Genomic DNA, 25,787 nt, shown 5'->3' with positions numbered 1-25,787 from the left:
TCAGGCGCGGCGGGGCGCCCCGGCCGCGACACCGCCGAACGGGCGCCGGGTCAGTGCCGGCGGAGACTGCGCGCGATCTTCTCCAGGGTCTCCTTCGGCGCGGCCTCGGCGACGCCCTGGTCCGCGTAGATGACGAAGGCGACCGTCGTGCCCTTCTCCAGCCCCGGCACGGCCACGATGTAGACGACCGCGCGCGGCGGCAGGCAGGGCTCCGTCCGGCTGATGCCGGCGACGTCGGCTTCGACGTACTGGCCTGTCAGCCGCCCCGCTCTCACCGGCCGCGGCCGGCTCACGGTGACCTTGGGGAGGGTTCCCTCCTCGGGCGTGTAGGCGGCCTTCGCCCACTTGTACGCGGCGTGCTCGGCGACCTGCGCGACGGTGCCGTCCACGTACTGGTTGAAACCCGCGGCGGCCCGTTTGGCGACCGGCTCGTCCCCGCAGCGCCCGGCGCGGTACTCGGCCGTCGCGCTCATCGCGGCGAGCGGCTTGCCGTCGGCGTCCTCGAACCCGATGAGCAGGCCCGTCGAGTTGACCTTCCAGGGCTTCGGGACGTCATAGGTGAGCCGGTACTTGTCGCTGCTCACCGCCTTCCAGCCTTTCACCCGCGGAGGGACGGTGCTGACCGGTTCGGGCTTCGGCGGCACGGGCCCCGGAGGGGGCGCCGCCACGTGGTAGTCGTCTCCGCCTTCGGCCCAGAAGGACTGCCAGCCCGCGAAGCCCACGATCCCGCAGCCCAACAGCAGGCTCAGCGCCACGATCGGGGACATGGGCGGACGCCGCCCGTTGCGCGGGCCGTGCGGGGACGACGGCGCGTTCCAGTTCTGACCGGGCAGCTGATACGGGTTGCTGGACGCCGCTGGGGGCGAGGGCCGTCCGTCATGGCCTTCGACCGTAGCGCAAAGCCCGTGCCAGGACCTCCGCCAAATGGACCCCGTCCCGGCCCGTCCCCTGGGCGATCTGGGTGCGGCAGGAGAAGCCGTCGGCGAGGACGAGGTCGTCGTCCGACGCCGCCCGCACCTTGGGATACAGCTCGCGCTCGGCGCAGCCCTGGGAGACCTCCCAGTGGCCGGGCTCGAACCCGAAGTTGCCGGCCAGCCCGCAGCAGCCCGCCCCCACCACGTCGGCGTCGACCCCGAGGCGTTCGAGGACGGCGAGGTCGGCGTCGTAGGAGCCTTTGGCCTCCTGATGGCAGTGCACCTGGGTCACCGCGCGCACGCCGAGCGGCGCGAACGGCCACTCCCCGTCGTGCGCGGCCACGACCTCGGCCAGCGTTCTCACGCCGTCCGCGAGCCTGCCCGCGCGCTCGTCGTCCGGCAGCAGTTCGCGCGCCTCCTCGCGCAGCATGACGGTGCAGGACGGCTCGAGACCCACGATCGGCAGGCCGTTGTCCAGGGCGGGACGCAGGACGTCCAGGGTGTGCCGCAGCACGCGCCGCGCCACGTCGAGCTGCCCCGTCGAATGCCAGGTGAGCCCGCAGCACACCCGCCCCGGCGGGATCAGGACGCGGTATCCGAGGGCCTCCAGCACCTCGACCGCGTCGCGCCCGACCTGCGGCGCGTGGAAGTTGGTGAACGTGTCGGGCCACAGCACGACCGGCGTGCCGCCGCCCGGCCGGGGGCCGCGACGCCGGTACCACCGCTGCAGGCTCTCCTCGGCGAACCGCACCATCCGCCTGCGGGGCTCGATCCCGGCGACCCGCTTGACGACCCCGGCGACGCGCTCACGGGCCAGAGCCGCGTTCACGAACCGCGCGGGGGCGCCGGACACCATGCGGGACCACAGAGGCAGCCACCCCATCGAGTAGTGCGCCATGGGTCGTACCCGTCCGGCGTAGTGCCGGTGCAGGAACTCGGCCTTGTACGTGGCCATGTCGACGTTCACCGGGCATTCGCGTGCGCACGCCTTGCACGACAGGCACAGGTCGAGTGCGGCCATCACCTCGTCCGACCGCCACCCGTCCGTGACGGTGCTGCCGCGCAGCATTTCGGCGAGCACACGCGCGCGTCCCCGCGTCGAATGCACCTCGTCACGGGTCACCTTGAAGGACGGGCACATCGACCCCACGTGCAGGTTGCGGCACGCGCCCACGCCCACACACCGGTGCACCGCCGCGGCGAAGGAGCCTGCGTCCCGGGTGAGCGCGTGCACGGGAGTGACGGGGAGCGCGTCCCGCCCCGGCCCCGGCCGCAGGTCGGCGTCGAGCGGCGCCGGGTCGACGAGCACGCCCGGGTTGAGCCGGCGGCCGGGGTCGAAGACGCCCTTGAACGCCGCGAAGGCGTCCAGCAGTTCGCGGGAGTACATCTTCGTCAGCAGTTCGGAGCGCGCCCGTCCGTCGCCATGTTCGCCCGAGACCGACCCGCCGTAGGACACCACCAGGTCGGCGGCTTCTTCCACGAACGCCCTGTAGGCCGCCACACCGCGCTTGTCGGGAAGGTCGAAGTCGACGCGCAGATGCACGCATCCCTCGCCGAAGTGCCCGTACGGCACGCCCCGGAACCCGTGCTCGCGCATCAGCGCGTACAGGTCGCGCAGGTAGCCGGCCAGGGCGGCGGGTGGGACGGCCGAGTCCTCCCACCCCGGCCACGCCTCGCCGCCTTCGGGGAGCCGCGTGACGATCCCCGCTCCGGCCTCCCGGATCCACCACAGCGCCCGCATCCGGCGCGGCTCGTCCACGACGACCGACGTGACCTCGGGGAGACGCTCGCGCACACTCCGCACGAGCGCCCGCGCCGCCTCGCGCGCGTGCTCCACGGAATCGCCGCCGACCTCGCAGTACAGCCATCCTCCGCCCGCGGGCAGCTCGGCCCCGGCCCCGGCCCGTCCCGGCTGGGAGCGCAGCGCCGCCAGCAGGTCGGACGCCATGCCCTCCACGGTCAGCGCGCCCATGCCCGCCACGGCGGGGGCCATCTCCGCGGCCGCGAAGACGTCCGGGAACCCCAGCACGACCAGCGCCCTCGCCGCCGGGACCGGCACCAGCCGCACAGTGGCCTCCGTGACGACCCCGCACGTCCCCTCGCTGCCGACGAGCGCCTTGGCCACGTCGAAGCCGCGCTCGGGCAGCAGGTGGTGCAGCCCGTAGCCCGAGACCTGGCGGCTGAACCTTCCCAGCTCCGTGCGCAGCGGCGCCAGACAGGCGTCGCGCAGCCGGATCAGGCCGGCGTCGAGCTCGCCGTCGCCGCTGGTGCCCCGCCGCGCATGCAGCTCTTTGCCGTCGGCCGTGAGCACCTTCAGGGCGAGGACGTTGTCGGCCGTCGTCCCCCAGGCGACCGAGTGCGACCCGCACGCGTTGTTGCCGATCATCCCGCCGAGCGTGCACCGCGAATGCGTGGACGGGTCCGGCCCGAACGTCAGGCCGTGCTCGCCCGCCGCCGCCCGCAGGTCGTCCAGCACCACCCCGGGCTGCACGACGGCCGTCCGCGCGTCCGGGTCGATCTCCAGGATCCGGTCGAGATGGCGCGAGGTGTCGACGACCACGCCCGGGCCGATGGAGTTGCCCGCGATGGACGTCCCGCCGCCGCGCATGGTCACCGGCAGGCCCGCGTCCGCCGCGATCTCCAGGACCCGCGCCAGCTCCTCGACCGACCGCGGCTCGGCCACCGCGACCGGGACCTGCCGGTAGAGCGAGGCGTCGGAGGAGTAGGCGGCCCGCGCGGCCGGGTCCGTGCGGAACACGCCGGGCAGCCGCCGCGCCAGCTCCGCCCCCATGCCAGCCCCCTCACCGACGAAATCCCACCGGGCGTTCCCATCATGCACCCGGCCGCCGGCGGCTAGAGGAGGAGGATCAGGCCGAGGCCCATCAGCACGTCGGTGACGCCGCACCACTCCGCGTAGGAGCGGGACACCACCCGGTTGAGCCGCAGGTGGACGAAGTCCCAGACGCCGTGCAGCAGCCACCCGGCCCCCACCAGATACCGGGCGATCTCCGGGTCCGCCGCCAGCGCCGCCAGCGCGACCGCGCCGAAGGCGATCATTCCGGCCGCCTGCGCCCCGAACACGGTCCGTCCGAGCGGCGTCCCGCTGACGGCGCCCCACACCAGCAGGAGCAGCGCGATGCCGATGAAGACGGTGGACGGCGCCACGTCCGCGGCCCGCGCCCCGACCAGGAGCACCGACCCGACGCCGAGGGCGGGCCAGGACACCCGGCGCTGCCCGATCACGCAGACCGCCACGTAGACGAGGGCGAGGAGCGGCAGCACCTCGGCGAGCGCGGCCACCGTCTCGCCGCCGTCCCCGCCGGGCAGGGTCAGCGCGGGCAGCGCCAGGCCGAGGGCGGCGGGCCAGCGCCGCGCCAGCCTCCGGACCGGACGCCCGCGTTCGGCCGCCGCGCCGGTCACGGCCGCGCCTCCTGGACGCCCAGGCCGTACTCGCCGCGGCGGCGCAGCATGACCACAAGCATGAGCACGAACATCGCGACGTGCTCCAGCGTCATCAGCGCCCCCGCGCCGACGGCGTCCAGCCACAGCAGCGGGATCAGCGCCACAGCCGGAGCGAACATCGCGCCGCACATCTCCAGGGTGCTCGCCCAGCCGTGGCCGCGGAGGCGCATCCACAGCGCCATCCCCGCCGACATGTCGATCGCCATCTCCAGGGTCACCAGCTCGGGATGGGTCGTCATGGAGTACGCGCCCCCCGCGAGCGCCACCGCGCCCCGCACCGCCGCGCCGAGGACGACCATCCCCGCCAGCATCGCCGCCGCCATCTCCAGGTAATGGCGGACGAAGTGCCGCATGCCGTGCCCCGACCTCGCCGAACCGCCGTCGTGCGCTCGCATCCCCACCACTCCTCTCATACCAGGGCGGGGTATGAGCGATACGGTACAGGGGTATACGGGAGTTGACAACCGCGCATGCCCGCCCTCCGGACAGGGGCCCCGTAGCGATCACGCCCGCGCGCCGACGGCTCGGGGAGAAAGGCGGCGCCCCCGGACATGGCCGCGACCGCATTCCGGGCATACGCTGGGGAAATGCGGGGGTTCGCCATGACGGAAGGCTTGGGGGGCGGCGCGGGCCCGTCCCGCTATCTGCCGGTCGCCGAGCACGGGCTGATCGGCGACATGCACAGCGTGGCGCTCGTCGGGACGGACGGTACGGTCGACTGGTACTGCTGCCCCTCGTTCGACTCCCCCAGCGTGTTCGCCGCCGTCCTGGACGCCGACCGCGGCGGCTCCTTCCAGCTCGCCAGCGCGAACCGGGCCACGACCAAGCAGTTCTACTTCCCCGACACCAACGTGCTGATCACCCGGTTCTTCAGCGACGACGGGGTGGGCGAGGTGCAGGACTTCATGCCCGTCGTGCGCCGCGAGCAGGACGGCGGCGAGTGCGACCGGCACCGGCTGATCAGGCGCGTGGTGTGCGTGCGCGGGACGGTGCCGTTCCGGATGCGGGTGGCCCCCCGCTTCGGGTACGGGGCCGAGCCGCACGTCCTGCGGCCGCACGGCGACCTGGCGCTGTTCGAGGCGCCGTCGATGACGCTCGCGCTGACCAGCACGGTCCCGTTCGAGCACGACGACCGCGACGCCTGGGCGGAGTTCAAGCTCGCCGAGGGCGAGGCCGAGGTGTTCGCCCTCGACCGGATCACCGACTGCATCCTGCCGCGCGGCTGCCCGCACACCGAGGCCGAACGGCAGTTCGACGCCACGGTCGCGTACTGGCGCTCCTGGCTGTCGGCGTCCCGCTACCGGGGGCGGTGGCGGGAGATGGTGCACCGCTCCGCCCTGACGCTCAAGCTGCTGACCTACGAGCCGACCGGGGCGATCGTGGCCGCGCCGACCACCAGCCTGCCGGAGCGGATCGGCGGCGAGCGCAACTGGGACTACCGGTACGTGTGGGTGCGCGACGCCGCGTTCTGCGTCTACGCGCTGCTGCGCCTGGGCTTCACCGAGGAGGCCGCGGCGTTCATGGACTTCCTCATCCGGAACGTCGACCTGCGCGGCGACGGCCCCGACGGCCCGCTGCAGATCATGTACGGCATCGACGGGCGCACGGACCTGCCCGAACGCGAGCTCCCCGGCCTCGAGGGCCACCGGGGCTCGGCGCCGGTCCGGATCGGCAACGCCGCCGTCGGACAGCTCCAGCTCGACATCTACGGGGCCCTGCTGGACTCGGTCTACCTGTACGACAAGTGGGGCCAGCCGATCTCCAGCGACCACTGGGACCAGGTGTGCGTGCTGGTCGACTGGGTGTGCGACCACTGGGACCAGCCGGACGAGGGCATCTGGGAGACCCGCGGCGGGCGCCGGAACTTTCTCTACTCGCGGCTGATGTGCTGGGTGGCGATCGAACGCGCCATCCGCCTGGCCAACCACCGGGGCCTGCCCGCCGACCTGCGGCGCTGGCGTCAGGCCCGCGACACCGTCTACCGCCGCATCATGAGCCGCGGCTGGTCCCCCTCGCGGCGCGCATTCGTCCAGTACGAGGGCGGCGACGTCCTGGACGCCGCGCTGCTGATGATGCCGCTGGGCAAGTTCGTGTCGCCCACCGACCCCAAGTGGCTGTCCACCCTGGACGCCCTCACCGCCGACCTGGTGTCGGACTCGCTGGTCTACCGCTACGACCCGCAGGCCAGCCCGGACGGCCTGCGCGGCGAGGAGGGCACCTTCTCCATCTGCTCGTTCTGGTATGTCGAGGCCCTGGTCCGCGCCGGACGCGTGGACGAGGCCCGCCTCGCCTTCGAGAAGATGCTCACCTACGCCAACCACCTCGGCCTGTACGCCGAGCAGATCAGCCGCACCGGCGAGCAGCAGGGCAACTTCCCCCAGGCCTTCACCCACCTGGCCCTGATCAGCGCCGCCTTCAACCTGGACCGCGCCCTCGGCTGAGCCCCACGCCCCGCCCCGCGCCTCCACCCCGCGCCGCCTCGTCGGGCGGGGTCAGCCGAGGTAGGCGGTGCGGACTCGGGGGTCCGTGCGGATCCGCTCGGGCGGGCCGTCGGCGATCACTTCGCCGAGGTCGAGGACGACGACGCGGTCGCAGGTGGTCATGACGAAGCCGACGTCGTGCTCCACGAGCAGGACGGTGGCGTCCAGGGACCTCACCACGTCGGCGAAGACGGCGGCCTGGTCGGCGTCCAGGCCGGAGGTGGGTTCGTCCAGCAGCAGCACGGCGGGGTCGTCCACGATGGCGCGGGCCAGTTCGACCATGCGGCGGCGGCCGATGGGCAGGTCGGCGGCGTAGGCGTCGCGCAGGTCGGCGATGCCGCAGCGGTCGAGGGCGGCCAGGGCGCGGTCGCGGCGGGCCGCCTCCAGGCGGCGGCGGGAGCGCGCGCCGACCAGGTCGGCCGCCAGGCCGCCTCCGCCGCCGCGCCATTCGAGCGCGGCCAGGACGTTGTCCAGGACGGTCAGGCGGCCGAAGACCTGCGGGCGCTGGAAGGTGCGGCGCAGCCCGAGGCGGGCGCGGCGGACGGCGCCGGCGGACGTCACGTCGGCGCCGCGCAGCCGCACGCGGCCGGACGTGGGACGGCGCAGCCCGGTGATCACGTCGAACAGGGTGGTCTTGCCGGCGCCGTTCGGGCCGATCACGCCGCACACCGCGCCCTCGGCGACGGTCAGGCTCACGCCGGTCAGCGCCCGCACCCCGCCGAACCGCACGCTCACGTCCTCGATCTCGATCACTGGTCGGCCTCCGTGGCGGGCAGCAGCGGGCCCTCGTCCAGGCCCAGGTAGGCGGCGGTGAGACGGTCGTCGTCGACCTCGGCGCGCGGGCCCGTCCAGACGACGCGCCCCAGGCGCATGAACGCGACGGTGTCGGCCAGCGCCAGCGCCTCCCCGGCCTTCTCCTCGACGATCAGCAGCGCCGTGCCGCGGTCGCGCAGTTCGCCGAACTTCTGGAAGACCTGCTCGACCACCAGCGGCGCCAGCCCCAGGGACGGCTCGTCGGCGATCAGCACGCGGGGCGGCCGGACGAGCGCCGGCGCCAGGGCGAGGATCTGCTGTTCGCCGCCGGACAGCGCGCCCGCGGAGACGTCCCGGCGCGCCGCGAGCTGCGGCAGGCGGTCGTAGACCGCGGCGCGGTCGGCCGTCTCCGGCAGCCAGAGGGCGAGGTTCTCGTCGACGGTGAGAGACGGGAACACGCCGCGGCCCTCCGGGGCGAGGTACACGCCCGCGCGGGAGCGGCGGTGGGCGGGCCAGGACGTGACGTCCTCGTCGCCGAGCAGCACGCGACCCGACGTCGGGGCCATCCCGGCCGCGACGGCGCACAGGGTCGACTTGCCCGCGCCGTTGGCGCCGAGCAGCGCCACCACCTGCCCGGCCGGGACGGCGAGATCGACGCCGCGCAGGACGGCGGCGTCGCCGTAGCCGGCGACGACGCCTTCGAGCCGCAGGACGGCGGAGGCGGCGGGCTCGGAGGGGGCCGGCGGCGGGGGTGCGGCCGGAGCGGGCTTGCGTCCGCGGCGGCGGACCCCGGCGAACCGGGACAGGGCGAACTGGGACAGGGCGAACTGGGACAGGGCGAACTGGGACAGGACGCCGTCGGGGTGCCTGGCCAGGATCACGCCGCCGAGCCCGAACAGGATCATCCCGACGTGCTGCGAGTCGGTGACGTGGTCGAGGACCTCGGGGAACAGCGCCATGACCAGTCCGCCGAGCACGGCGCCGGCGACCCGCCGCACGCCCTGCAGCACCACGACGGCCAGCCAGACGAACCCGGTCAGGGCGGGCAGGTCGGTGGCGGTGATCTGCCCGTTGAACGTCGCGTACAGGACGCCGCCCAGGCCCGCGATCCCGGACGCCAGCGCGAACAGCGTGATCTTGGCGCGGGTGGCGGAGACGCCGACCGACAGCGCGGCGGCCGGCGCGGACCGCACGGCGAGGATGGCGCGGCCGGACGCCGAGCGCTCCAGATTGCGGATCAGCACGGCGACGGCGCCGATGAGCAGCAGCGGCACGACGACGCGGACGCGCGGGTCGTTGGTGTCGGCGATCCCGAACGAGACGGCGGGCAGCTTCCAGCCGACGGTGCCGTTGCTGAACGCGTCGATCTGGAAGAGCACCTGGTCGGCCAGCAGCGCCAGGGCGAGGGTGGCCAGGGCGAGGACGCGGCCGCCCAGGCGCAGGGCGGGCAGGGCGACGAGCACGCCCCCGGCGACGGACGCCAGGACGCCGAGCGGCACCGCCGCCGGGAGGGGCAGGCCCTTGGCGAACGCCAGCCCGGCCGCCAAGGCGGCCAGCGCCGCGAAGGTCGCCTGGGCCAGGTTGACCATGCCGCCGATGCCGGTGACGACGACGAACGAGCAGAAGATGAGCGCCAGGACGAGCCCCTGCGCGACGAGCCCCACCCAGTAGTCGTCGCCGATCGTGAACGTCCAGAGCAGCAGCGCCGCGACGGACGCGCCCCACGGCAGGACGCGGCGCCGGCGGGGCAGGTCGGCCAGGTGGTCGGGCGGCGGGGCGTCCTCGGCGATGGAACCGGCGACACGTTCGCGGGAGCGGCCGAGCACCAGCAGCCCGGCGAACAGCAGGATCGCGGGGACGGCCGTGCGAAGGCCGGTGACCTCCTCGGCGAAGTCGGCGTATCCGGCGACGAGGTTCTGCACCACGCCCAGCCCCAGGCCCGCGGCGAACGTGACGGGGATGGACTGCAGCCGTCCGAACACGGCGGCGGTGGCCGAGGCGAACAGCAGCACCGTGAAGGCGTTCGCGTCCAAGCCGAGCGCGGGCACGGCCAGCACCCCGGCGAGCGCGGCCAGCGTCGAGGCGAGCATCCATGCCCGCGCGGAGGCGGCGTCGACGTCCACGCCGCGCAGCGCGGCCAGGCGCCGCCGGTCGACGGTGGCGCGCATCCGCAGGCCGAGCGGCGTACGCCGCATGACGGCCCACAGCGCGGCCGCGGCCAGGACCGCCAGCGCGAACGTGGTGAGCTGGTCGGAGTCGACGGTCAGCCCGTCGAACGGCTGCCAGGTGCGCACCGGACGCGGGCCGAGGCCGCGCGCCGAGGCGCCCTCGGTGACCCGCGGCAGGTCGGCGCCGAACGTGCCGACCAGCACGTCCACCGTCCACAGGCCGAGGGCGGGCAGCGCGATGGCCAGGCCGATGGTGGCGACGATCTGCGCGGTCTCCCCCGCCGCGGCCAGGCCGCGGAACATCAGCCGGTGCAGCGCGTATCCCAGCAGCGGCGCCGCGACCAGCACCGTCGCCGGCCCGGCCGCCCACACCGGCCAGCCGAGCCCGGCGGTCAGTTCGAAGAACAGCAGCGCGGCCAGGAAGCCGACGGCCCCGTGCGCGAAGTTGAAGACTCCGGTGGCCGCGTAGGACAGGGTCAGCCCCGACGCCATCAGCGCGAACACCGCGCCGGTCACCAGGCCGCTCAGGATGTAGCCGGCGAGTTCGCTCACCCGTCACCTCCGGACGCTCGGCGCGGACGGGTCACAGCGTGGTGTTGTCGAAGCACCGCAGGTGCTGGGCGACGGTGAACGCGCCGCCCCGCAGTCGGACGAGCGCGCCGCAGCCGCTGGGCTCGGTCTTGCCCGCCGGAAAGCGCGTGCGCCCGAAGCCCCTGTTCTCGTAGGAGAAGTCCTCCGCGGCCTTGAAGAACGACTCTCGGGTGAGGTCCTTGCCCGCCTTCTCCAGCATCTTCAGGAACACGTCGGCGCTCCAGTAGCCGGTGGCGACGTGCTGGTCGAGCACGGCGTCCGGGCCGCCGACCTTCCGCACGTCCGCCTTCAGCCGGGCGACCTCGGGCGCGTCCGACTCGTACGGTTCGAACTGCGGCGCCGCGTACACGCCGTCGAGGGCGCGGGCGGTCTGCTGGTCGCGCAGCACGTGCGGGTCGTAGGACGTGGCGTCGGTGATCATGCCCGTGTACCCGGCCTTCTTCAGCGCCGCGTACAGCCCGGAGTTGAACTTGCCGCCCGCCATCACCGACACCACGACGTCGGGCGCCTTCCCCCCGTCGCTCTTCATGATCTTGTTGACGTACGGCGACCAGTCCTGCGGCGGGGACTGGGCGGGCAGCGCCGCCGACGTCCCGGCCAGGGTGAACCCGGCCGCGGTGAACGACTTGGCGATGGTCTGCACGCCGTACTTGCTGGCGGTGGAGTCGGTGGCCTGGACCCAGACCGACCTGCCCGCGGCGCCGCCGAGCTGCGCGGCGACCTGGCGGCCCCACCAGGTCTGGGTGCCGTGTCCGGGGCTGGGCGCCAGGCACCCGTTGAAGCCGAACGCGCTGCGCTTGCCGCACCAGAACGGCCCGGTCGCCCAGCCGATCCAGGGCACGTTCCGCCGTTCCAGGAACTCGGCGCCGCCGAACTGGGGGGCGCTGACCGGGACCAGCGCGAACACCTTCTCCTTCTGCACGAGCCTGCGGGCGGCGGCCGCGCCCTTGTCGGGGGTCATCCCGTCGTCCTCGACCCCGATGAACTCGATCCTGCGTCCGTGCACGCCGCCCTCGGCGTTGGCGCGGGCGAACCGGGCCTTGGCGCCCAGCTCGGCGCCGCCGGTGGAGTAGCCGGTGGCGCTGGTGACGGTGAGCACGCCGCCGACCTTCACGGCGTCGTCGGTGACGCCGGCGGCGCCGCTCGGGCCCGAGGACGCCTCGTTGGCCTCGTTGCTCGTCGCGCAGCCGGTCAGGCAGGTCAGGGCGGTGAGCGCGGCGGCGGGGACGGCCGCGGTCGCGGAGCGGAGCGTGGGGCTGGTCTGCATCGCGCGCCTCCGGGCACGGGTCGGCGTGGACGAGCCGCGGCCGCCGCGTCCCCGCCGTCCCGGGCGTCCCCGGCGCGGCCCCCGACGCCGCGAAGCGACCTAGCGCTCGCTTGGGCGTGAGGGTAAGTTGGCCGGTCGGAGGTGTCAACGGGGAGCGCGCGCGCTCGCCCCGCGGCGCGCGCGAGGTCGGACACCTCGACCAAGCAATCGCTTGGTGTTAGCGTGGCGCGCGGAGGTGAGCGACGTGACGAGCACGGTGATGCGCGCGGCGCTGCTGCGGGAGTTCGGCGCCCCGCTGGAGGTCGCGGAGGTCGAGCTCCAGGCGCCGCAGGCCGGCGAGGTGCGGGTCGCGGTGGCCGCGTCCGGCGTCTGCGGCTCGGACCTGAAGGCCCTGGACGGCAAGAGCCCCGTCGTGTCCCACCTGCCGTGCGTGCTCGGCCACGAGAGCGCGGGCGTGGTGGCGGAGGTCGGGCCCGGCGTCGCCTCCGTCCGGCCCGGCGACCATGTGGTCATCGCGATGAACGGGCCGTGCGGGCGGTGCCGCGACTGCGCCCGCGGCCGTGCGCACCTGTGCTCGGGCCCCGCCCGGCTCGCCGCGATCATGGGCACGATGCCGGACGGCGGCACCCGGCTGTCGACGGGCGGCCGGGTCGTGCGGCCCTACATCGGCATCGGCTCGTTCGCCGAGCAGGTCGTGGTGCACGAGGCGATGTGCGTCAAGGTCGCCGCGGACGCGCCGCTCGACCTGCTCGCGCTCACCGCCTGCGCCGTGGTGACCGGCGTCGGCGCGGTGCTCAACACCGCGCGCGTCGAGCCCGGCGCGAGCGTGCTGGTGGTGGGCTGCGGCGGCGTCGGCCTGAACGTGGTGCAGGGGGCGGCGCTGGCCGGCGCCACCACGATCATCGCGGCGGACGCGGTGGACGCCAAGCTGAAGCTGGCCGAGGAGTTCGGCGCCACGCACACCCTGCCGGCCGGCGACCTGCCGCGCCGGGTCGGCGAGATCGTCCGCGGCGGCGTGGACTACGCCTTCGACGTCACCGGCGCGCCCGAGGTGCTGCCCGAGGCCTTCGCCGCGACCCGGCGCGGCGGCACCACCGTCATGGTCGGCAGCCCCGCCGCCGGCGCCGAGCTGCGCGTCCCCGCCGGGGAGCTGTTCGCGTCGCGGCGGCTGATGGGCACGCAGGGCGGCGACGCCGTGCCCGCCCGCGACCTGCCCCTGCTCGTCGACCTGTACCGGCGCGGCCGCCTCAACCTGGCGGGCCTGGTCAGCGAACGCGTCCCGCTGGAGAAGGTGAACGAGGCCGTCGCGCACGTCCGCGCGGGCGCCGTGGCCCGCTCCGTCATCGTCTTCGACTGACCGTCCGGTGGCGGACAGACGGCACGCGATCAGGCCGAATCGTGGGCGGGCTCGGATACATTCCTCCCAAATCTCCGAATCGGAGCGAGAGGATCGACGTGACCGACCAGCCGCCGCCCCACCCCGTCCCCTACGGTCAGCCGCCCGGAGCACCCCCGCCTCCCGGATACACGCCTCCTCCCGGGTACGGTCCGGCCCCGGGGTACGGCGACCCGTACGGCGCGGGCTACGACCCGCGGTTCGGATACGGGCCGCCCGGCGTGCCCCAGTACCCGAGCCAGTCGGGCCCGGTCAGGCCGGACGACACGACGTGGGCGATGATGAGCTACGTCCTCACACTCCTGGTGGGCTTCCCCGGGCCGCTGATCCTGTACCTGGTCAAGAAGAAGGAGTCGCCGTTCGTCCGGTACCACGCGGCGCAGGCGCTCAACATCGAGATCACCTACCTGCTGCACATCCTCATCGCGTTGGCGGTGGGCGGAGGGCTGGCGCTGGCTTTCCAGCACCCGGCGCCGCTGGTCATCGCCTTCGTGCCGGTGCTGCTGTTCCACGCGGTCGCGCAGTTGGTGCTGCTGATCCTGGGCGCCGTCCGGGCCAGCAAGGGAGTGGTCAACCGCTTCCCGACGTGGCTGTGCTTCCGGATCGTCCGCTAGCTCCAGCGGTCCAGGTACACGGTGTACTCGTCGAGGACGGGCAGGACGTCGTCGCGGCCGCCGGCGGGGACGCGCAGCACCACCTCGTCGATCCCGAGCGAGGCGTAGTAGTCGAGCTTGCGGGCGTTCGGCAGCGTGCCGAACGGGACGACCCGCGCCATCGCGCGCCCGGCGGCCTCGCACGCCGCGCGCAGGGTGGGCAGCGCCTCGCGCACGCCCGCGCCGCCGATCGGCATCCAGCCGTCGCCGTACTCGGCGACGTGCGCGAACAGCGTGGGGCCGGGCGCCCCGCCCAGCAGCACCGGCACGCGCCCGACCGGTTTGGGCCATGACCAGCACGGCTCGAACGCCACGAACTCGCCCTTGAACGACGCTTCGTCCCGCGTCCACAGCTCCCGCATGGCCAGCACGTGCTCGCGCACGACGGCGCGGCGGCGGCGCCAGGGCACGCCGTGGTCCTCGGCCTCCTCGACGTTCCAGCCGTAGCCGACGCCGAGCACCGCGCGTCCGCCGGAGATCCGGTCGAGCGTGGCGACGGCCTTGGCGGTGACGATCGGGTCGCGCTGGGCGGGCAGGCACACGCCGGTGCCCAGGGCGATCCGCTCGGTGACGGCGGCGGCCGCGGCCAGCGCGACGAACGGGTCGGGCGTGCGGGCGTACTCGTCGGGCAGCCTGTCCTCGCCCGTCGGCGGCGGCGTGCGCCGCGACACCGGGATGTGCGTGTGCTCGGGCAGGTAGAGGGAGGCGAAGCCGCGCTCCTCGGCCGCCCGCGCCAGGTCGTGCGGCGCCATCGTCCGGTCGGTCGCGAACATGGTGACACCGAGCCGCATCCGCATCCCCTCCCGCTCCCGCGTTCCCCGACCACGCTACCTCACTGACCAAGCGATTGCTCGGGACTCGCGGATTGTTGTAGCGTGCGCTTGTTCGGGGAACACCGGCGGACACCGCCGTTCCGGACGGAATCGATCGGAGGGGCCATGCCTTTCGCGGAGCTCGGCGAGGTCCGCCTGTTCTACACCGACGACGGACCGTCCGGCGGCGACCGCGCGCCCCTGCTGCTGGTGCACGGCTACGGCGCCGACTCCCACGACTGGGTGCCGCACCTGCCGCGCCTCACCGCCGAGCACCGCGTCATCGCCCCCGACCTGCGCGGCCACGGCCACTCCTCGGCCCCCGAATCCGGATACCGGCCGCGCGACATGGCCGCCGACCTGGTGCGGCTGCTGGACCGCCTGGACGTGCCGCGCGTCACCGCGGTCGGACACTCCATGGGCGCCCTGGTGGTCAGCGCGCTGGCCGTGGAGCAGCCCGACCGGGTGCGCGCCCTGGTGTGCGTGGACCCCGGGTACGGGCAGCCGCCCGAGATCGCCGCCGGCTTCCCCGCGATCGTCGAGAGGCTGCGCGCCGACCCCTACGGCACCGCGCTGGCCAACGACGCCTGGTGCTACACCGCCGCCTCCCCGCCCTGGCTGCGGGAGCACCACCGCCGCAAGATCCTCGCCACGTCGCCGCGCGCCCTGGTCGAGGCGTTCGCCGGGATGTACTCCGGCGACGACCAGTTCGGCGCGCGGCCCGCCGCCGACGCCTACCTGGCCCGCCGCGCCTGCCCGGTGCTGTCGTGCTGGTCGCACGCGCAGGCGGGGTCGGCGGAATGGGAACGCGGCCTGTTCAAGCATCCCGCCTCCCGCGCCCTGGTCTGGCCGGGCGGCGGGCACCGGCTGCACGCCGAGCGGCCGGAGGAGTTCCTGCTCGTCGTCACCGGCTGGCTCGCCGGCCTGGAAAGGCCCGACCCGCTCGACAAGGAGATGCCCGCGTGAAGTTTGCGATCATGATGAACCCGCAGATCCCCGGATCCGGGTACGCCGCCGAGGAGAACGCCAAGGCCCGGCGGCCGATCGGCCGCGACGTCGCGTCGTACCAGAAGCTGCTGGACGAGGTGCGCGAGATCGCCGTGCACGCCGACCAGATCGGGTTCGACGCGCTGATGATCACCGAGCACCACTTCCACTCCGAGGGCTTCGAGTTCTCGGTCAACCCGCTGATGGTCCTCACCGACCTGGCCGCGCGCACCGAGCGCATCCTGCTGGCGCCGCTCGGGCTCGTGCTGCCCGCCTGGGACCCGATCCGAGCGGCAGAGGACGTCGCCCTGCTGGACCACTTCTCCAAGGGGCGGCTGCGCCTCGGCGTGGCCCGCGGCTACCAGAACCGGTGGATGAACGTGCTCGGCCAGCGCTGGCGCACCGCCGCGGCCCGCTCGGACGGCTCGGCGTCCGACACCCGCAACTTCGACGTCTTCGGCGAGATCCTGAAGATCATGAAGATGGCGTGGACGCAGGACACGCTGCGCTACAAGAGCGACGTCCTCGACTACGAGGTCCCGTCGCCGTACAGCGGGATCGAGGGCTGGCCCGCCGCCGAGTGGACCCGCGCGTTCGGCGCCCCCGGAGAGATCGACGAGGACGGCGTGATCCGCGCGGTGTCGGTGTGCCCGCGCCCCTACCAGAACCCGCACCCGGAGCTGTGGCAGCCGTTCACCATCTCCGACCGGTCGATCATCCGCTGCGCGCAGGAGGACATCCTGCCGTGGATGTTCACCCCCAACCCCGACGAGCACGCCAAGAAGGCCCGCCTCTACCAGGAGGAGTGCGCCAAGGCCGGGCGGAACTACAAGCTCGGCGAGCACACCGGCATCCTCAAGGTCGTCGGCATGGCCGGCAGCAGGGAGGAGGCCCTCGAGATCTACGGCAAGGGGATGCAGAAGGACTTCGCCGCGTTCTTCGGCCCCTTCGGATACCTGGAGGTGCTGCGCAAGCAGGAGGACGACCGGCACCAGCCCATCACGCCGGAGAAGGGCGACTTCGCCCGCATGAGCGAGGTGGAGCTGGCCCTGCTCGGCGGCCCGGACGACGTCAAGCGCGGCATCCAGCGCATGCTCGACCGCATGCCCGACCTGGAGTGGTTCGGCCTGTTCATGCAGGGCCAGCAGGGCGTCCTGCCGCTCGACGTCGTCAAGCGCAACCTGGAGATGTTCGCCACCAAGGTCATCCCCGAGTTCCAGGACTGACCGGCCGCCGGAGGAGGAGACGCGCATGGAGTTCTGGCTCGGGGCCGCGTTCGTCGGCACCCACGAGTACCTCGGCCTCGCCCGGGCCGCCGACCGCCTGGGCTACGACACCGTGGCGGTGTCGGACCACCTCTTCTACGCCGACTACCAGTCCGCCTACCCCTACACCGACGACGGCGCGCCTCCGTACGAACCGGACACGCACTGGCCGGACGTGTGGGTGGCGATCGGCGCGATGGCGGCGGTCACCGAACGGGTGCGGTTCGCCACCAACGTCTACGTCGCCCCAGCCCGCGACCTGTTCACCGTCGCCAAGGCGGTCTCCACCGCCGCCGTCCTGTCGGGCGGCCGGACGATCCTCGGCGTCGGCGTGGGCTGGTGCAAGGACGAGTTCCAGCAGACCGGGCAGGACTTCCACACGCGCGGCAGGCGCCTGGACGAGATGATCCCCGTCCTGCGGACGCTGTGGCGGGGCGGCACGGTCGAGCACCACGGCGCCTTCTACGACTTCGGACCGCTGAGCATCGCGCCCGTACCGGACGAGCCCGTCCCGGTGTACGTCGGCGGCGACAGCGACGCGGCCCTGCGTCGCGCCGCCCGTATCGGCGACGGCTGGATCGGCAACCGCTTCTACACCGAGGACCGGCTCGCCGACCTGCTCGCCCGCCTCACCGCCCACCTGGCCGAGCACGGCCGCACGCTGGACGACCTCAAGGTGATCGCGCCGATCGCCGCCCCGCCCGGCGCCGACCTCTACCGCAAGTGGGCCGACCAGGGCGTCGCCGGCGTCATGACGGCGCCCTGGTGGCTGGCCACCCCGGACGAGAAGGCCCGCCACGGCGACGGCCTCGCCCTCAAAGTCGCCGCCATGGAACGCTTCGCCGAGGAGGTCATCGCGGAGATGTGATCAGCCCAGGCGGGCGACGGCGCGCACGGGCGCCCCGTCCCCCGCCAGGCGGATCGGGAACATCGACACCTCGACCGGCCGCCCCGCCGCCTGCGCCTCCAGCAGGCGGTCCAGCCCGGTGAGGTTCTCCACGATCACCGCGCCCGCGCCGCACAGCACGCGGTGCGCGTCCAGCGAGAACGCCTCGTCGCCGGGCGGCGGGGTGCGGTCGACGCTGAGCGCGTCGATGCCGACCGTGCGGACCCCGGCCGCGACGATCGCCTCGGCCGTCTCCGCCGACGGGTAGGGATGCGCCAGGTAGTCCCCGCTCCCCCACCGCGCGGACCACCCGGTCGCGATCAGCAGCACCACGCCCGGCGCCAGGCCGTCCGGCAGCGCCTCGGGACCGATCGCGGTGCGGGGCGGCAGGCCGCGCGCGTCCATGACCACCGCCGGGCCGGTGAACCGGTCGAGCGGCACCTCCTCCAGCCGGGGCAGCGCGTCGTCGACGTGGTAGGGCGCGTCCACGTGCGTGCCGGACTGCGACCCCATGTGCACCCGCTGCACGTTCACCCCGTCGCGCGCCGCCGTCAGCGCCGCGCTGATCTCCACCTCCGGATCTCCCGGGTACACCGGCATGCCCGTGACGACGGGAACGGACAGGTCCACCAGCTCGGGCGCGGACCACGCCTTGCGTCGGCCGGTTTCGCCCGTGTTCGCGGATGCCATGCCCCCATCCTCGCAGGCGCCGGTTTCCCGGAACGGCGCCCGGACCGGATAGCGTGCTTGCGTGCTGCCGCTCGTGACCGCCATCCGATACGTGACGCCCCTGCGCGAGGGCGGATCGCTGCCGGGCCTCGTCGAGGCCGACGACCTCGGCACCTACGTCATGAAGTTCACCGGCGCCGGGCAGGGCCGCAAGGCCCTGATCGCCGAGGTGATCGCCGGGGAGCTCGGCCGCCGCCTCGGCCTGCGCGTCCCCGACCAGGTGGTCATCGACCTGGATCCGGTGATCGGACGGCACGAGCCCGACCCCGACGTGCAGGACCTCCTCAAGGCCAGCGCCGGCTGGAACCTCGGCGTGGACTTCCTGCCCGGCTCGCTCGGCTTCGACCCGCTCGGCTGGACGCCGGACCCGGCGTTCGCCTCCCGCGTGCTGTGGTTCGACGCGTTCATCGGCAACGTCGACCGCAGCTGGCGCAACCCCAACATGCTGGTCTGGCACGGCGACGTGTGGCTGATCGACCACGGCGCCAGCCTGTACTTCCACCACGCCTGGGCCAACGCCTCCCGGGTGTTCTCCGGCCCGTACGACGTCGCCGACCACGTCCTCACCCGGCACGCGACCGCGCTGGCCGAGGCCGAGGCCGAGCTCGGACCGCGGATCACCGAGGGGCTGCTGCGGGAGGTCCTCGGCCTGGTGCCCGACCCCTGGCTGGACGGCGACCCCCACTTCGACGGCCCGGACGCCGCGCGCGACGCCTACCTGGAGCTGCTGCTGGACCGCGCCGCCCGCCCCCGCGACTGGCTGCCGGACCTGGACGTCGCGCACCACGAGCCGGACACCGCGACGCGCCGCGGCGAGAAGCGCCCGAGCTGGCTGGGCGGCCCGTACGGGGGCGGTGCGTGATGGGCGCCGTCTTCGAGTACGCCGCGCTGCGCGTCGTCCCTCGGGTGGAGCGCGGGGAGTCGATGAACGTGGGCGTCGTCGTCTACTGCCAGGCGAAGGACTACCTGGGCTGCCGCACGCACGTCGACGAGCGGCGGCTGCTCGCCCTCGACCCGCGCCTGGACCTGGACGGCGTCCGCAAGGCCCTGCACGCCGTGGACGTGCTGTGCCGCGGCGGCGAACCCGCAGGCCAGGCGGCCCAGGAGCCTCCGGGCGGGCGGTTCCGCTGGCTCACCGCCCCGCGCAGCACCGTCGTCCAGCCCGGTCCCGTCCACGCGGGCCTGACCGACGACCCGGCCGCCGAACTGGAGCGTCTGCTGAACCTGCTGGTCAAGTGACCGGCCGTCCGCCCGCGTCCCGCCGGTGCGCGCTGCCGGCGGGACGTTCGGTTCACGACCACTCCCAGCGGATGCCGTGGTAGCCCGCGGCCATGCCGAACTCGATGAAGTGGACGCTGTGGTAGGCCGACAGGCGCAGGTCGGCGGTGTCCTTCAGGGCCGTGTGGGCGTCGGGGCGGAAGGTGCGGTAGCAGCGGGCGGGCAGGGCGGACGGATGGAAGCGCACCTCGATGAGGTACTCGTGCTGAGGGGTGCGGAAGCCGCGGCCCTCCTCGGTGACCGGCGGGCCGCCGGCCTCGAAGTCGAACCCGTATTCCAGCAGGTAGGTCTCGCCGCGGCCGAGGGCCCGGTCGAACAGCAGCTCGGCGGCGATCAGGCCGCTGGCGCCGTCCATGCGCACGCGGCCGAAGCGGCAGCCGTGCGCGGTGCGCGAGGTCGGCAGGAGCCCGTGGGGGTGGTGGTAGACGGCGATCCAGCGGTCCACGCCGCGCTGCCGGGCCTGGAACACCGCGCGGGTGCGCACCTCGCGCAGCTCCCGGTCGGGCCCCAGGATGTACTGGTCGTGCAGGCTGAGCCCGGTGAGCTGGCGTTGGCCGCGTTCGCCGATCTCGTCCACCAGGTCGCGCACCCCGGGCTCGGGGCACAGCGCCTCCACCGGCAGCCAGGGGCCGGCGGACCGCTCGGCGGCCGGCCGGAGCAGGGTGAGCAGCGAGTGGCGGGGCAGGCCGAGGATGACCTCCAGCGCCCGCACCGCGCGCAGGGAGTCGGCGCGTTCGGGCCGGGTGCGCCCCCGCTGCCAGTAGCTGAGGGTGGACAGGCTGACGGCGATGCCCTGCTCCTCGAGCCGCCGCCGCACGGCCTCCAGACTGAGGCCGCGGGCCTGGATCGCGGCGTGCAGGGCCACGTTGAACGGGCCGTACCGCAGCACCTGGACGAGCTCGTCGTCCGTCGTGACGCTCTGCACCGTCATCATCGGCCTCCGGTAGAAAGCGCACGGCCGCGCCCCCTGCCATCGGCCTTGACAACGGCAGTGTGAAAACCGCCGGGGTAAATGTAAGGCGGCGGTCCGGAATTTTCCAACCGGCAAGTCTCCACAAAACAAGGACCCCGCGACGCCGCCGCGGCGGCGTCGCGGGGTCCGAGCCAGGGGTCGCGCGGCGGGGTTCCGTCACATGGGCCATGCGGCGGACACGCGACCCCCGGTACCACTCACCCCGTCACAGGGAGCGCTTGTTCAGCAGCCGGTTCGGCGTGCCGGACGGGTTCCCGCTGATCACGCCGGAGGTGGCGTTGCTCGTCAGCCAGCTGCGGATGGTGCTGTACGAGGCGTCGCCGTAGGTCGACTTGTAGAGGGCGCCGACCCCGGTCACGTGCGGCGTGGCCATCGACGTGCCGCTGATGGTGTTGGTGCCGCCGCTCAGCCACGTGGAGGTGATGGACGAGCCGGGCGCGTACAGGTCCACGCAGGAGCCGTAGTTGCTGTAGGACGCCCTGGCGTCGCTGCTGGTGCTGGCGGCGACGGTGGTGACGTTGGCCGCGCTGGCGGGCGACCGGTTGCACGCGTTGGTGCTCTCGTTGCCCGCGGCGACGGCCAGGAACACGCCGGAGGCGGCCAGGTTGTTGGCGGCCGAGTTGATGGAGGACGAGTAGCCGCCGCCCAGCGACATGTTCGCCACGGCCGGCTTGGTGTGGTTGCTGGCCACCCAGTTCATCCCGGCGATGACGCCGGAGGTGGTGCCGTAGCCGCTGCAGTCGAGCACGCGCACGCCGCGCAGGTAGACCTGCTTGGCCACGCCGTAGGAGCTGCCGCCGACGGTGCCCGCGACGTGCGTGCCGTGGCCGTTGCAGTCCTGGCCGTTGCCGCCGAACGCGTCGAAGACGTTGGCGGCGCGTCCGCCGAAGTCGGGGTGCGAGGTGTAGATGCCGGTGTCGATGATGTAGGCGTACACCCCGGCGCCGGTGGCGTTGTAGGTGTAGCTGCGCGACAGCGGCAGGTTCGTCTGGTCGATGCGGTCCAGCCCCCACGACGGCGGGTTGCTCTGGGTGGCGTCCGCCTTGATGACGGCGTCCTGCTCGATGGACGCGACGCCGGGGGTCCTGCGCAGCTTGGCCAGCTGCGCGTCGGTGAGCTTGGCGGAGAAGCCGTTCAGCACCTTGCCGAACCGGTACTGGGGCTGGATTCCGCGCTTGGCCACCGTCGAGTCGACCGACACGCCCTTCTTCAACGTCACGATGTACTGGCCTGCGATGCCCTGGCCGGACGCCGCCATCGTGACCGGGACGGCGGGGGCGGCGGGGGCCGCGCCCGCGGGTAGGGCGCTCGCCATGACGAGGGGGGCGGCCGCGAGGACGGCGAGAGGCAGGGTACGTCGTCTCATCGATTCTCCATGTATGCGGGGGACTGGGAATCGATGGCATCTTCGGTTTCGCGCGGAACGCCCGTCAATGATTTCGAGGGCACCTCGAAATTCACATCGAGGGCTCTGAATAACGATTTCGTCGCGGATGCGTGAGCCGCGTTTGGCGACGTGACGTCGCGGTTCGCGCGTTTCCCGGGCGGCGCCGCAATGCGGGCGGCGCGGTCAGTCCCATTCCCATTCGACGCCCAGGATGCCGCGCCGGACCGCCCCGACGGCGATGTGGGCGCTGCCGGACGCACCGATCCACAGTTCGCCGAGCCGTTCCCGCGGCGCGTCGCCGGTCTCCTGGTAGAAGCCGTAGCAGCGCGCCGGGAACGTTTCCGCGTGGAACTGCACGACCGCGAGATAGTCGCGCACGGGCCGCGGGAACCGCCTGCGGTAGTCCGCGCCGGGCGGCCCGTCGGCGGGCAGGACCAGCTCGTACTCGACGACGGCGGTGTCCCCCGCCGCCAGGACGCGGTCCAGGACCAGCTCGAACGCCATCAGCCCGGCCTCGGCGCGGATCCGCCCGGCACGGCAGTACCGCAGGCCGGTCAGCTCCGCCGGAGGCGCCCCGTCCGCGCGGCGGTCCTCCGCCTCCTCCGGGACGTCCAAGGGGTGGACGCACACGACGCGGTCGACATCGTCGCCGACTGCGCGCAGCACCTCGCGCACCGCCAGGGACCGGGGGCGGCGCGAGGCGTCCAGCCGGTACACGTCGTGGACGCTCAGGCGTTCGAGCCGGTGGTCGACCGAGCGGTCGAGCTGCCCGACCACGCGCGCGTACCGCTCGGGATCGGGCCACAGGTCTGCGGCGGCCTGCACCCGGTCGGGGCGGTCGCCCCGGCCCGCGGGTCCGCCGCGTCCGGCGCCGGAGCCGCCCCGCCCCCCGGGCGCGTCCAGCAGGCCGGTGAGCGTCCCGGCGGGCACCTGCAGGACCTCCTCTAAGGCCGCCACGGTCGCGCGGGAGCGCGGGCGGCTGCGCCCGCGCTGCCAGTAGCTCAGCGTCGCCACGCTGACCGACACGCCGCGACGGGCCAAGCGGTGGCGCACGCGCTCCAGGGTCAGGCCGCTGCCGTGGATGGCCTGCCGCAACGCCCCGGCGAACTCCACGGCCGGATGCTATCGGGCGGTACCGCCCGGTCAGAAAAGAATCGACATGAACGTGCCGACCTCCACAAAGCCGACACGCCGGTACGCGGCGCGCGCCCGCGCGTTGTAGTCGTTGACGTACAGCGACACGGTCGGGGCGATGCTGCGCAGGCACTCCTCGACCAGCGCGGCCATGCCGCCCACCGACAGTCCGCGGCCGCGCAGGTCCGGCGGCACCCACACGCCCTGCACCTGGCAGGCGTGGGGGGTGACGGCGCCCACCTCGGCCTTGAACATCACCCGGCCGTCCTCGATGCGGGCGAACGCCCGGCCCGCCCGGATCAGCTCGGCGACCCGCGCGCGGTAGAGCACGCCGCCGTCGCCGGCGTGCGGCGAGACGCCCACCTCCTCGGTGAACATCGCCACGCAGGCGGGGTAGACCAGGTCGAAGTCCTCCATGGTCACCCGGCGCACATGGGGGTCGGCCGGCACGGGCGGCATCGTCGAGGTGGACATGACCGGCTGGACGGAGCGGATCGCCCGGGGCGGCCCCCAGTACGGTTCGAGGATCTCCCACATCTCGCTCACCGCGTCGATCGGGCCGACGATCGACGAGCAGCGGCGGCCCTGCGCGCGGGCCCGCTCGGCGAACGCCCGCACGGCCGCCGAGTCGGCGTTGACGGGGATGAGGTTGGCGCCGGAGTAGCACAGCGCGGTCGGGCGTCCGTCCCTCAGATACCCCCACATCTGCGCGCCGAGGCGGCCGGGGTCGAGCCCGGAGGCGTGCACGCGCGAGCCGACGAAGACGTTGGTCACCGGGTCGGCGTCGAGGATGGCCAGCACCTCGTCCCGGTGGCGGTCGTCGAGGACCCGTACCGGCAGCGACCCGAGCATGCGCATGGCGTCATCCGCCCCCTGAGGGCAGCGGCCGCCCCGCGGAGGCCGCGTTCGTCAGCACCACGTGACAAGCCTATGACGTCCGCCCCTCGGCCGGGGTCGCGGGCTCCTCTTCCGGCCACCGGTCCTCGGAGGCGGCGCCCTGCTCCCGCCGGCCGCCGCCGGCCTTCGGCGGCGCGGGGGCCCGGCACGACAGGTCCGGACCGCTGCGCGACGGCGGCAGCGCGCCGGTGGCGAGGTAGGCGGCGACGGCCCGGTCCACGCACCGGTCGCCGGCCAGCGAGACCCCGTGGTTCATGCCCCCGGTCTGCGTGATCAGCCGGGAGCGCGAGAACAGCCGGTGCACCTCCAGCGCGCCGGGATACGGGGTGGCGGCGTCCCTGGTCGCCGCGATGAGCAGGATCGGCGGCAGCTCGGGCGCGTCGCGGACCACGGGCTTCGGCCCCCCGCGCACGCTCCAGTACGCGCACGGCGCGTTGTACCAGGTGTTGCTCCAGGTCTCGAAACGGTAGCCCTCGGTGTAGAGCCGCCAGGAGTCGGCATGCCAGCGGGTCCACGTCCTCGGCCAGGCGGCGTCGCGGCACTGCACGGCGTTGTAGACGGTGTAGGAGTTCTGGTCGAGCCACGTCGGCTCGTGCCAGACGGCTCCCAGCGCCTTCGGCGAGCGCCGGACGACGTAGTCCGACAGCGCCTTGGCGTGCGACGGCCAGGTGCGGTCGTTGTAGCCGTCGGCCAGGAACGCGTCGTCCAGTTCCGACGGGCCGACGCGGCCGTTGATGGGCCTGGTCGCGAGCTCCTTCCGCACCTTGGAGTAGGCCTCGGCCACGGCCTTGCGCGTGCGTCCCAGCCTGTAGGTCCTGTGGTTGCGGGCGACCCACGAGAAGAACAGGCCGATGGTCTTCTCGAACGCCACGTTCTGCGAGAGGTTGGTGCCGTACCACACCCCGCTGGGACGCACCACGCTGTCGAGCACCATCCGCCGGACGCGGTGCGGGAACATCGACGCGTACACCGCGCCCAGGTAGGTCCCGTACGAGTAGGCGAAGTACGTGATCTTCTTTTGGCGGAGGGCGGCGCGGACGTAGTCGATGTCGCGGGCGGCGTCCGCGGTGCCCATGTGCGGCAGGATCGAGCCGTAGCGCCGGGCGCAGTCGTCGGCGAACCGGCGGGCCCGCAGCCTCCAGGCGCGCTCCTCGGCGCCGCTGCGCGGCACGTAGGCGGGACGGGGCCGCCCGGGGTCCTGGTAGTCGCGGTCGCAGACCAGCGCGGGCCGGCTGGCGCCGACGCCGCGCGGGTCCAGGCCGATCCAGTCGTACTGCGCGACCACGCTCGCGGGCAGCATGCCGGTGACGAAGCGCGGCAGGTCGCGGCCATGGGCGCCGGGACCGCCGCGGTTGAGGATCACCACGCCCTGGAAGGCGCGGGAGGTGTGCCTGATCCGGGTCAGCGCGAGCCTGATCTTCGTGCCGCGCGGCCGGGCGTGGTCGAGCGGGACGGCCAGCGTGCCGCACTCCAGGCCGCGCAGCTTGTCCTTGAGCACCGGGTCGTCGTCCGGGCACGGGCGCCAGGAGACGCGCGGCGGCGCGCCGATCGACGCGGTCGCGGGCAGCGGGGCGATGACGGTGAGGGCGAGGGCCGCGGCGGCCGCCGCGGCGGCGGCGCCTTTGACGGCCCCGCCGGCCGTCGCCCCACCCGTAGCGAAGACATTGCGCACTCTCGTTTGTCTACAGGGCGAGCACGTCCCCGCCCGGCAGCGACGGAATAGCGCGATTCCCGCAGATATACCGGCAAAGGCGG

The 25,787-nt window shown here is 73.8% G+C and carries 22 protein-coding genes; 8 read left to right on the top strand and 14 right to left on the bottom strand.

The genetic code is table 11. The annotated features are described in order from the left end of the window. Nucleotides 1-50 precede the first annotated feature (50 nt). The 4 genes from AR3_RS16200 to AR3_RS16185 form a co-directional block, all read right to left on the bottom strand. On the bottom strand, nt 51-767 hold the full coding sequence (locus AR3_RS16200; RefSeq protein WP_067915046.1) for a DUF8017 domain-containing protein: 717 nt from the start codon (nt 765-767) through the stop codon (nt 51-53). 109 nt (nt 768-876) lie between these two features. Further along, nucleotides 877-3,705 carry an FAD-binding and (Fe-S)-binding domain-containing protein gene (locus tag AR3_RS16195; RefSeq protein WP_067915045.1) on the bottom strand — a complete coding sequence of 943 codons (2,829 nt, stop codon included), beginning with the start codon at nt 3,703-3,705 and terminating at the stop codon, nt 877-879. Between the two features lie 62 nt (nt 3,706-3,767). Then, entirely contained in the window at nt 3,768-4,334 is a 567-nt protein-coding gene (locus tag AR3_RS16190; RefSeq protein WP_067915044.1) for a hypothetical protein, read from the bottom strand. After that, entirely contained in the window at nt 4,331-4,771 is a 441-nt protein-coding gene (locus AR3_RS16185) for a hypothetical protein (RefSeq protein ID WP_067915067.1), read from the bottom strand. Before AR3_RS16185 ends, AR3_RS16190 begins: the two co-directional genes overlap by 4 nt. Before the next feature lie 192 nt (nt 4,772-4,963). Here AR3_RS16185 and AR3_RS16180 point away from each other — a divergent pair, with 192 nt between their 5' ends. Beyond that, nucleotides 4,964-6,817 carry a glycoside hydrolase family 15 protein gene (locus AR3_RS16180; protein ID WP_245637895.1) on the top strand — a complete coding sequence of 618 codons (1,854 nt, stop codon included), beginning with the start codon at nt 4,964-4,966 and terminating at the stop codon, nt 6,815-6,817. A gap of 51 nt (nt 6,818-6,868) precedes the next feature. Here the strand turns inward: AR3_RS16180 and AR3_RS30640 are convergent, their stop codons facing one another. Genes AR3_RS30640 through AR3_RS16165 form a run of 3 tightly spaced genes read right to left on the bottom strand, consistent with a single transcriptional unit; the run spans nt 6,869 to nt 11,635 of the window. Beyond that, nucleotides 6,869-7,609, bottom strand: coding sequence for an ABC transporter ATP-binding protein (locus AR3_RS30640; RefSeq protein ID WP_067915042.1), 741 nt, complete (start codon nt 7,607-7,609; stop codon nt 6,869-6,871). Next, entirely contained in the window at nt 7,606-10,329 is a 2,724-nt protein-coding gene (locus tag AR3_RS30635) for an ABC transporter permease subunit (RefSeq protein ID WP_067915041.1), read from the bottom strand. Before AR3_RS30635 ends, AR3_RS30640 begins: the two co-directional genes overlap by 4 nt. 31 nt (nt 10,330-10,360) lie before the next feature. After that, nucleotides 10,361-11,635, bottom strand: coding sequence for an ABC transporter substrate-binding protein (locus tag AR3_RS16165; protein WP_067915040.1), 1,275 nt, complete (start codon nt 11,633-11,635; stop codon nt 10,361-10,363). A gap of 259 nt (nt 11,636-11,894) precedes the next feature. Here AR3_RS16165 and AR3_RS16160 point away from each other — a divergent pair, with 259 nt between their 5' ends. Both AR3_RS16160 and AR3_RS16155 read left to right on the top strand, forming a co-directional pair. After that, nucleotides 11,895-12,992 carry an alcohol dehydrogenase catalytic domain-containing protein gene (locus AR3_RS16160; protein ID WP_067915039.1) on the top strand — a complete coding sequence of 366 codons (1,098 nt, stop codon included), beginning with the start codon at nt 11,895-11,897 and terminating at the stop codon, nt 12,990-12,992. A 98-nt stretch (nt 12,993-13,090) separates the two neighbouring features. Beyond that, the gene (locus AR3_RS16155; RefSeq protein ID WP_067915038.1) at nt 13,091-13,645 is read left to right on the top strand and encodes a DUF4870 domain-containing protein; all 555 of its coding nucleotides are present in this window, start codon (nt 13,091-13,093) and stop codon (nt 13,643-13,645) included. Here AR3_RS16155 and AR3_RS16150 read toward each other — a convergent pair. Beyond that, on the bottom strand, nt 13,642-14,475 hold the full coding sequence (locus AR3_RS16150) for an LLM class F420-dependent oxidoreductase (RefSeq protein WP_067915066.1): 834 nt from the start codon (nt 14,473-14,475) through the stop codon (nt 13,642-13,644). The genes AR3_RS16155 and AR3_RS16150 overlap by 4 nt on opposite strands. Nucleotides 14,476-14,622: 147 nt before the next feature. Between AR3_RS16150 and AR3_RS16145 the strand changes: the two genes are divergently transcribed. From AR3_RS16145 to AR3_RS16135, 3 genes are read left to right on the top strand one after another with little or no spacing between them, the layout of a single operon-like run. Next, a complete protein-coding gene (locus tag AR3_RS16145; RefSeq protein ID WP_067915037.1) occupies nt 14,623-15,462 on the top strand; it encodes an alpha/beta fold hydrolase in 840 nt (279 codons plus the stop codon). Then, nucleotides 15,459-16,709 (top strand): LLM class flavin-dependent oxidoreductase, encoded by a 1,251-nt coding sequence (locus AR3_RS16140; RefSeq protein WP_067915036.1) that lies wholly within the window; start codon nt 15,459-15,461, stop codon nt 16,707-16,709. The genes AR3_RS16145 and AR3_RS16140 overlap by 4 nt, the downstream gene beginning before the upstream one ends. Before the next feature lie 25 nt (nt 16,710-16,734). Continuing rightward, the gene (locus AR3_RS16135; protein WP_067915035.1) at nt 16,735-17,616 is read left to right on the top strand and encodes a TIGR03619 family F420-dependent LLM class oxidoreductase; all 882 of its coding nucleotides are present in this window, start codon (nt 16,735-16,737) and stop codon (nt 17,614-17,616) included. Here the strand turns inward: AR3_RS16135 and AR3_RS16130 are convergent, their stop codons facing one another. Next, complete coding sequence (locus AR3_RS16130; RefSeq protein ID WP_067915034.1) at nt 17,617-18,324, bottom strand: cyclase family protein; 708 nt, start codon at nt 18,322-18,324, stop codon at nt 17,617-17,619. It lies immediately after the preceding gene. A gap of 61 nt (nt 18,325-18,385) precedes the next feature. Here AR3_RS16130 and AR3_RS16125 point away from each other — a divergent pair, with 61 nt between their 5' ends. Then, on the top strand, nt 18,386-19,225 hold the full coding sequence (locus AR3_RS16125; protein WP_067915033.1) for a HipA family kinase: 840 nt from the start codon (nt 18,386-18,388) through the stop codon (nt 19,223-19,225). Next, a complete protein-coding gene (locus tag AR3_RS16120; protein ID WP_067915032.1) occupies nt 19,225-19,602 on the top strand; it encodes a DUF3037 domain-containing protein in 378 nt (125 codons plus the stop codon). Before AR3_RS16125 ends, AR3_RS16120 begins: the two co-directional genes overlap by 1 nt. 52 nt (nt 19,603-19,654) lie before the next feature. Here the strand turns inward: AR3_RS16120 and AR3_RS16115 are convergent, their stop codons facing one another. From AR3_RS16115 to AR3_RS16095, 5 genes are all read right to left on the bottom strand, one after another. Next, nucleotides 19,655-20,575: a transcriptional regulator gene (locus AR3_RS16115; protein WP_067915031.1), complete on the bottom strand. Its 921-nt coding sequence runs from the start codon at nt 20,573-20,575 to the stop codon at nt 19,655-19,657. A gap of 244 nt (nt 20,576-20,819) precedes the next feature. Beyond that, nucleotides 20,820-21,980: a S8 family peptidase gene (locus AR3_RS16110; RefSeq protein WP_067915030.1), complete on the bottom strand. Its 1,161-nt coding sequence runs from the start codon at nt 21,978-21,980 to the stop codon at nt 20,820-20,822. A 204-nt stretch (nt 21,981-22,184) separates the two neighbouring features. Further along, on the bottom strand, nt 22,185-23,114 hold the full coding sequence (locus AR3_RS16105) for a helix-turn-helix domain-containing protein (RefSeq protein WP_067915029.1): 930 nt from the start codon (nt 23,112-23,114) through the stop codon (nt 22,185-22,187). A gap of 30 nt (nt 23,115-23,144) precedes the next feature. Further along, on the bottom strand, nt 23,145-23,987 hold the full coding sequence (locus tag AR3_RS16100; RefSeq protein ID WP_067915065.1) for a GNAT family N-acetyltransferase: 843 nt from the start codon (nt 23,985-23,987) through the stop codon (nt 23,145-23,147). A 76-nt stretch (nt 23,988-24,063) separates the two neighbouring features. After that, nucleotides 24,064-25,704 carry an alpha/beta hydrolase gene (locus AR3_RS16095; RefSeq protein WP_106258715.1) on the bottom strand — a complete coding sequence of 547 codons (1,641 nt, stop codon included), beginning with the start codon at nt 25,702-25,704 and terminating at the stop codon, nt 24,064-24,066. Between the last annotated feature and the right edge of the window lie 83 nt (nt 25,705-25,787).

The organism is Actinomadura rubrobrunea NBRC 15275, assembly GCF_001552235.1.
Lineage (GTDB): Bacteria > Actinomycetota > Actinomycetes > Streptosporangiales > Streptosporangiaceae > Spirillospora > Spirillospora viridilutea.
The sequence above is the reverse complement of the archived record's forward strand: the minus strand, read 5'-3'. Positions and strand labels throughout refer to the sequence as shown.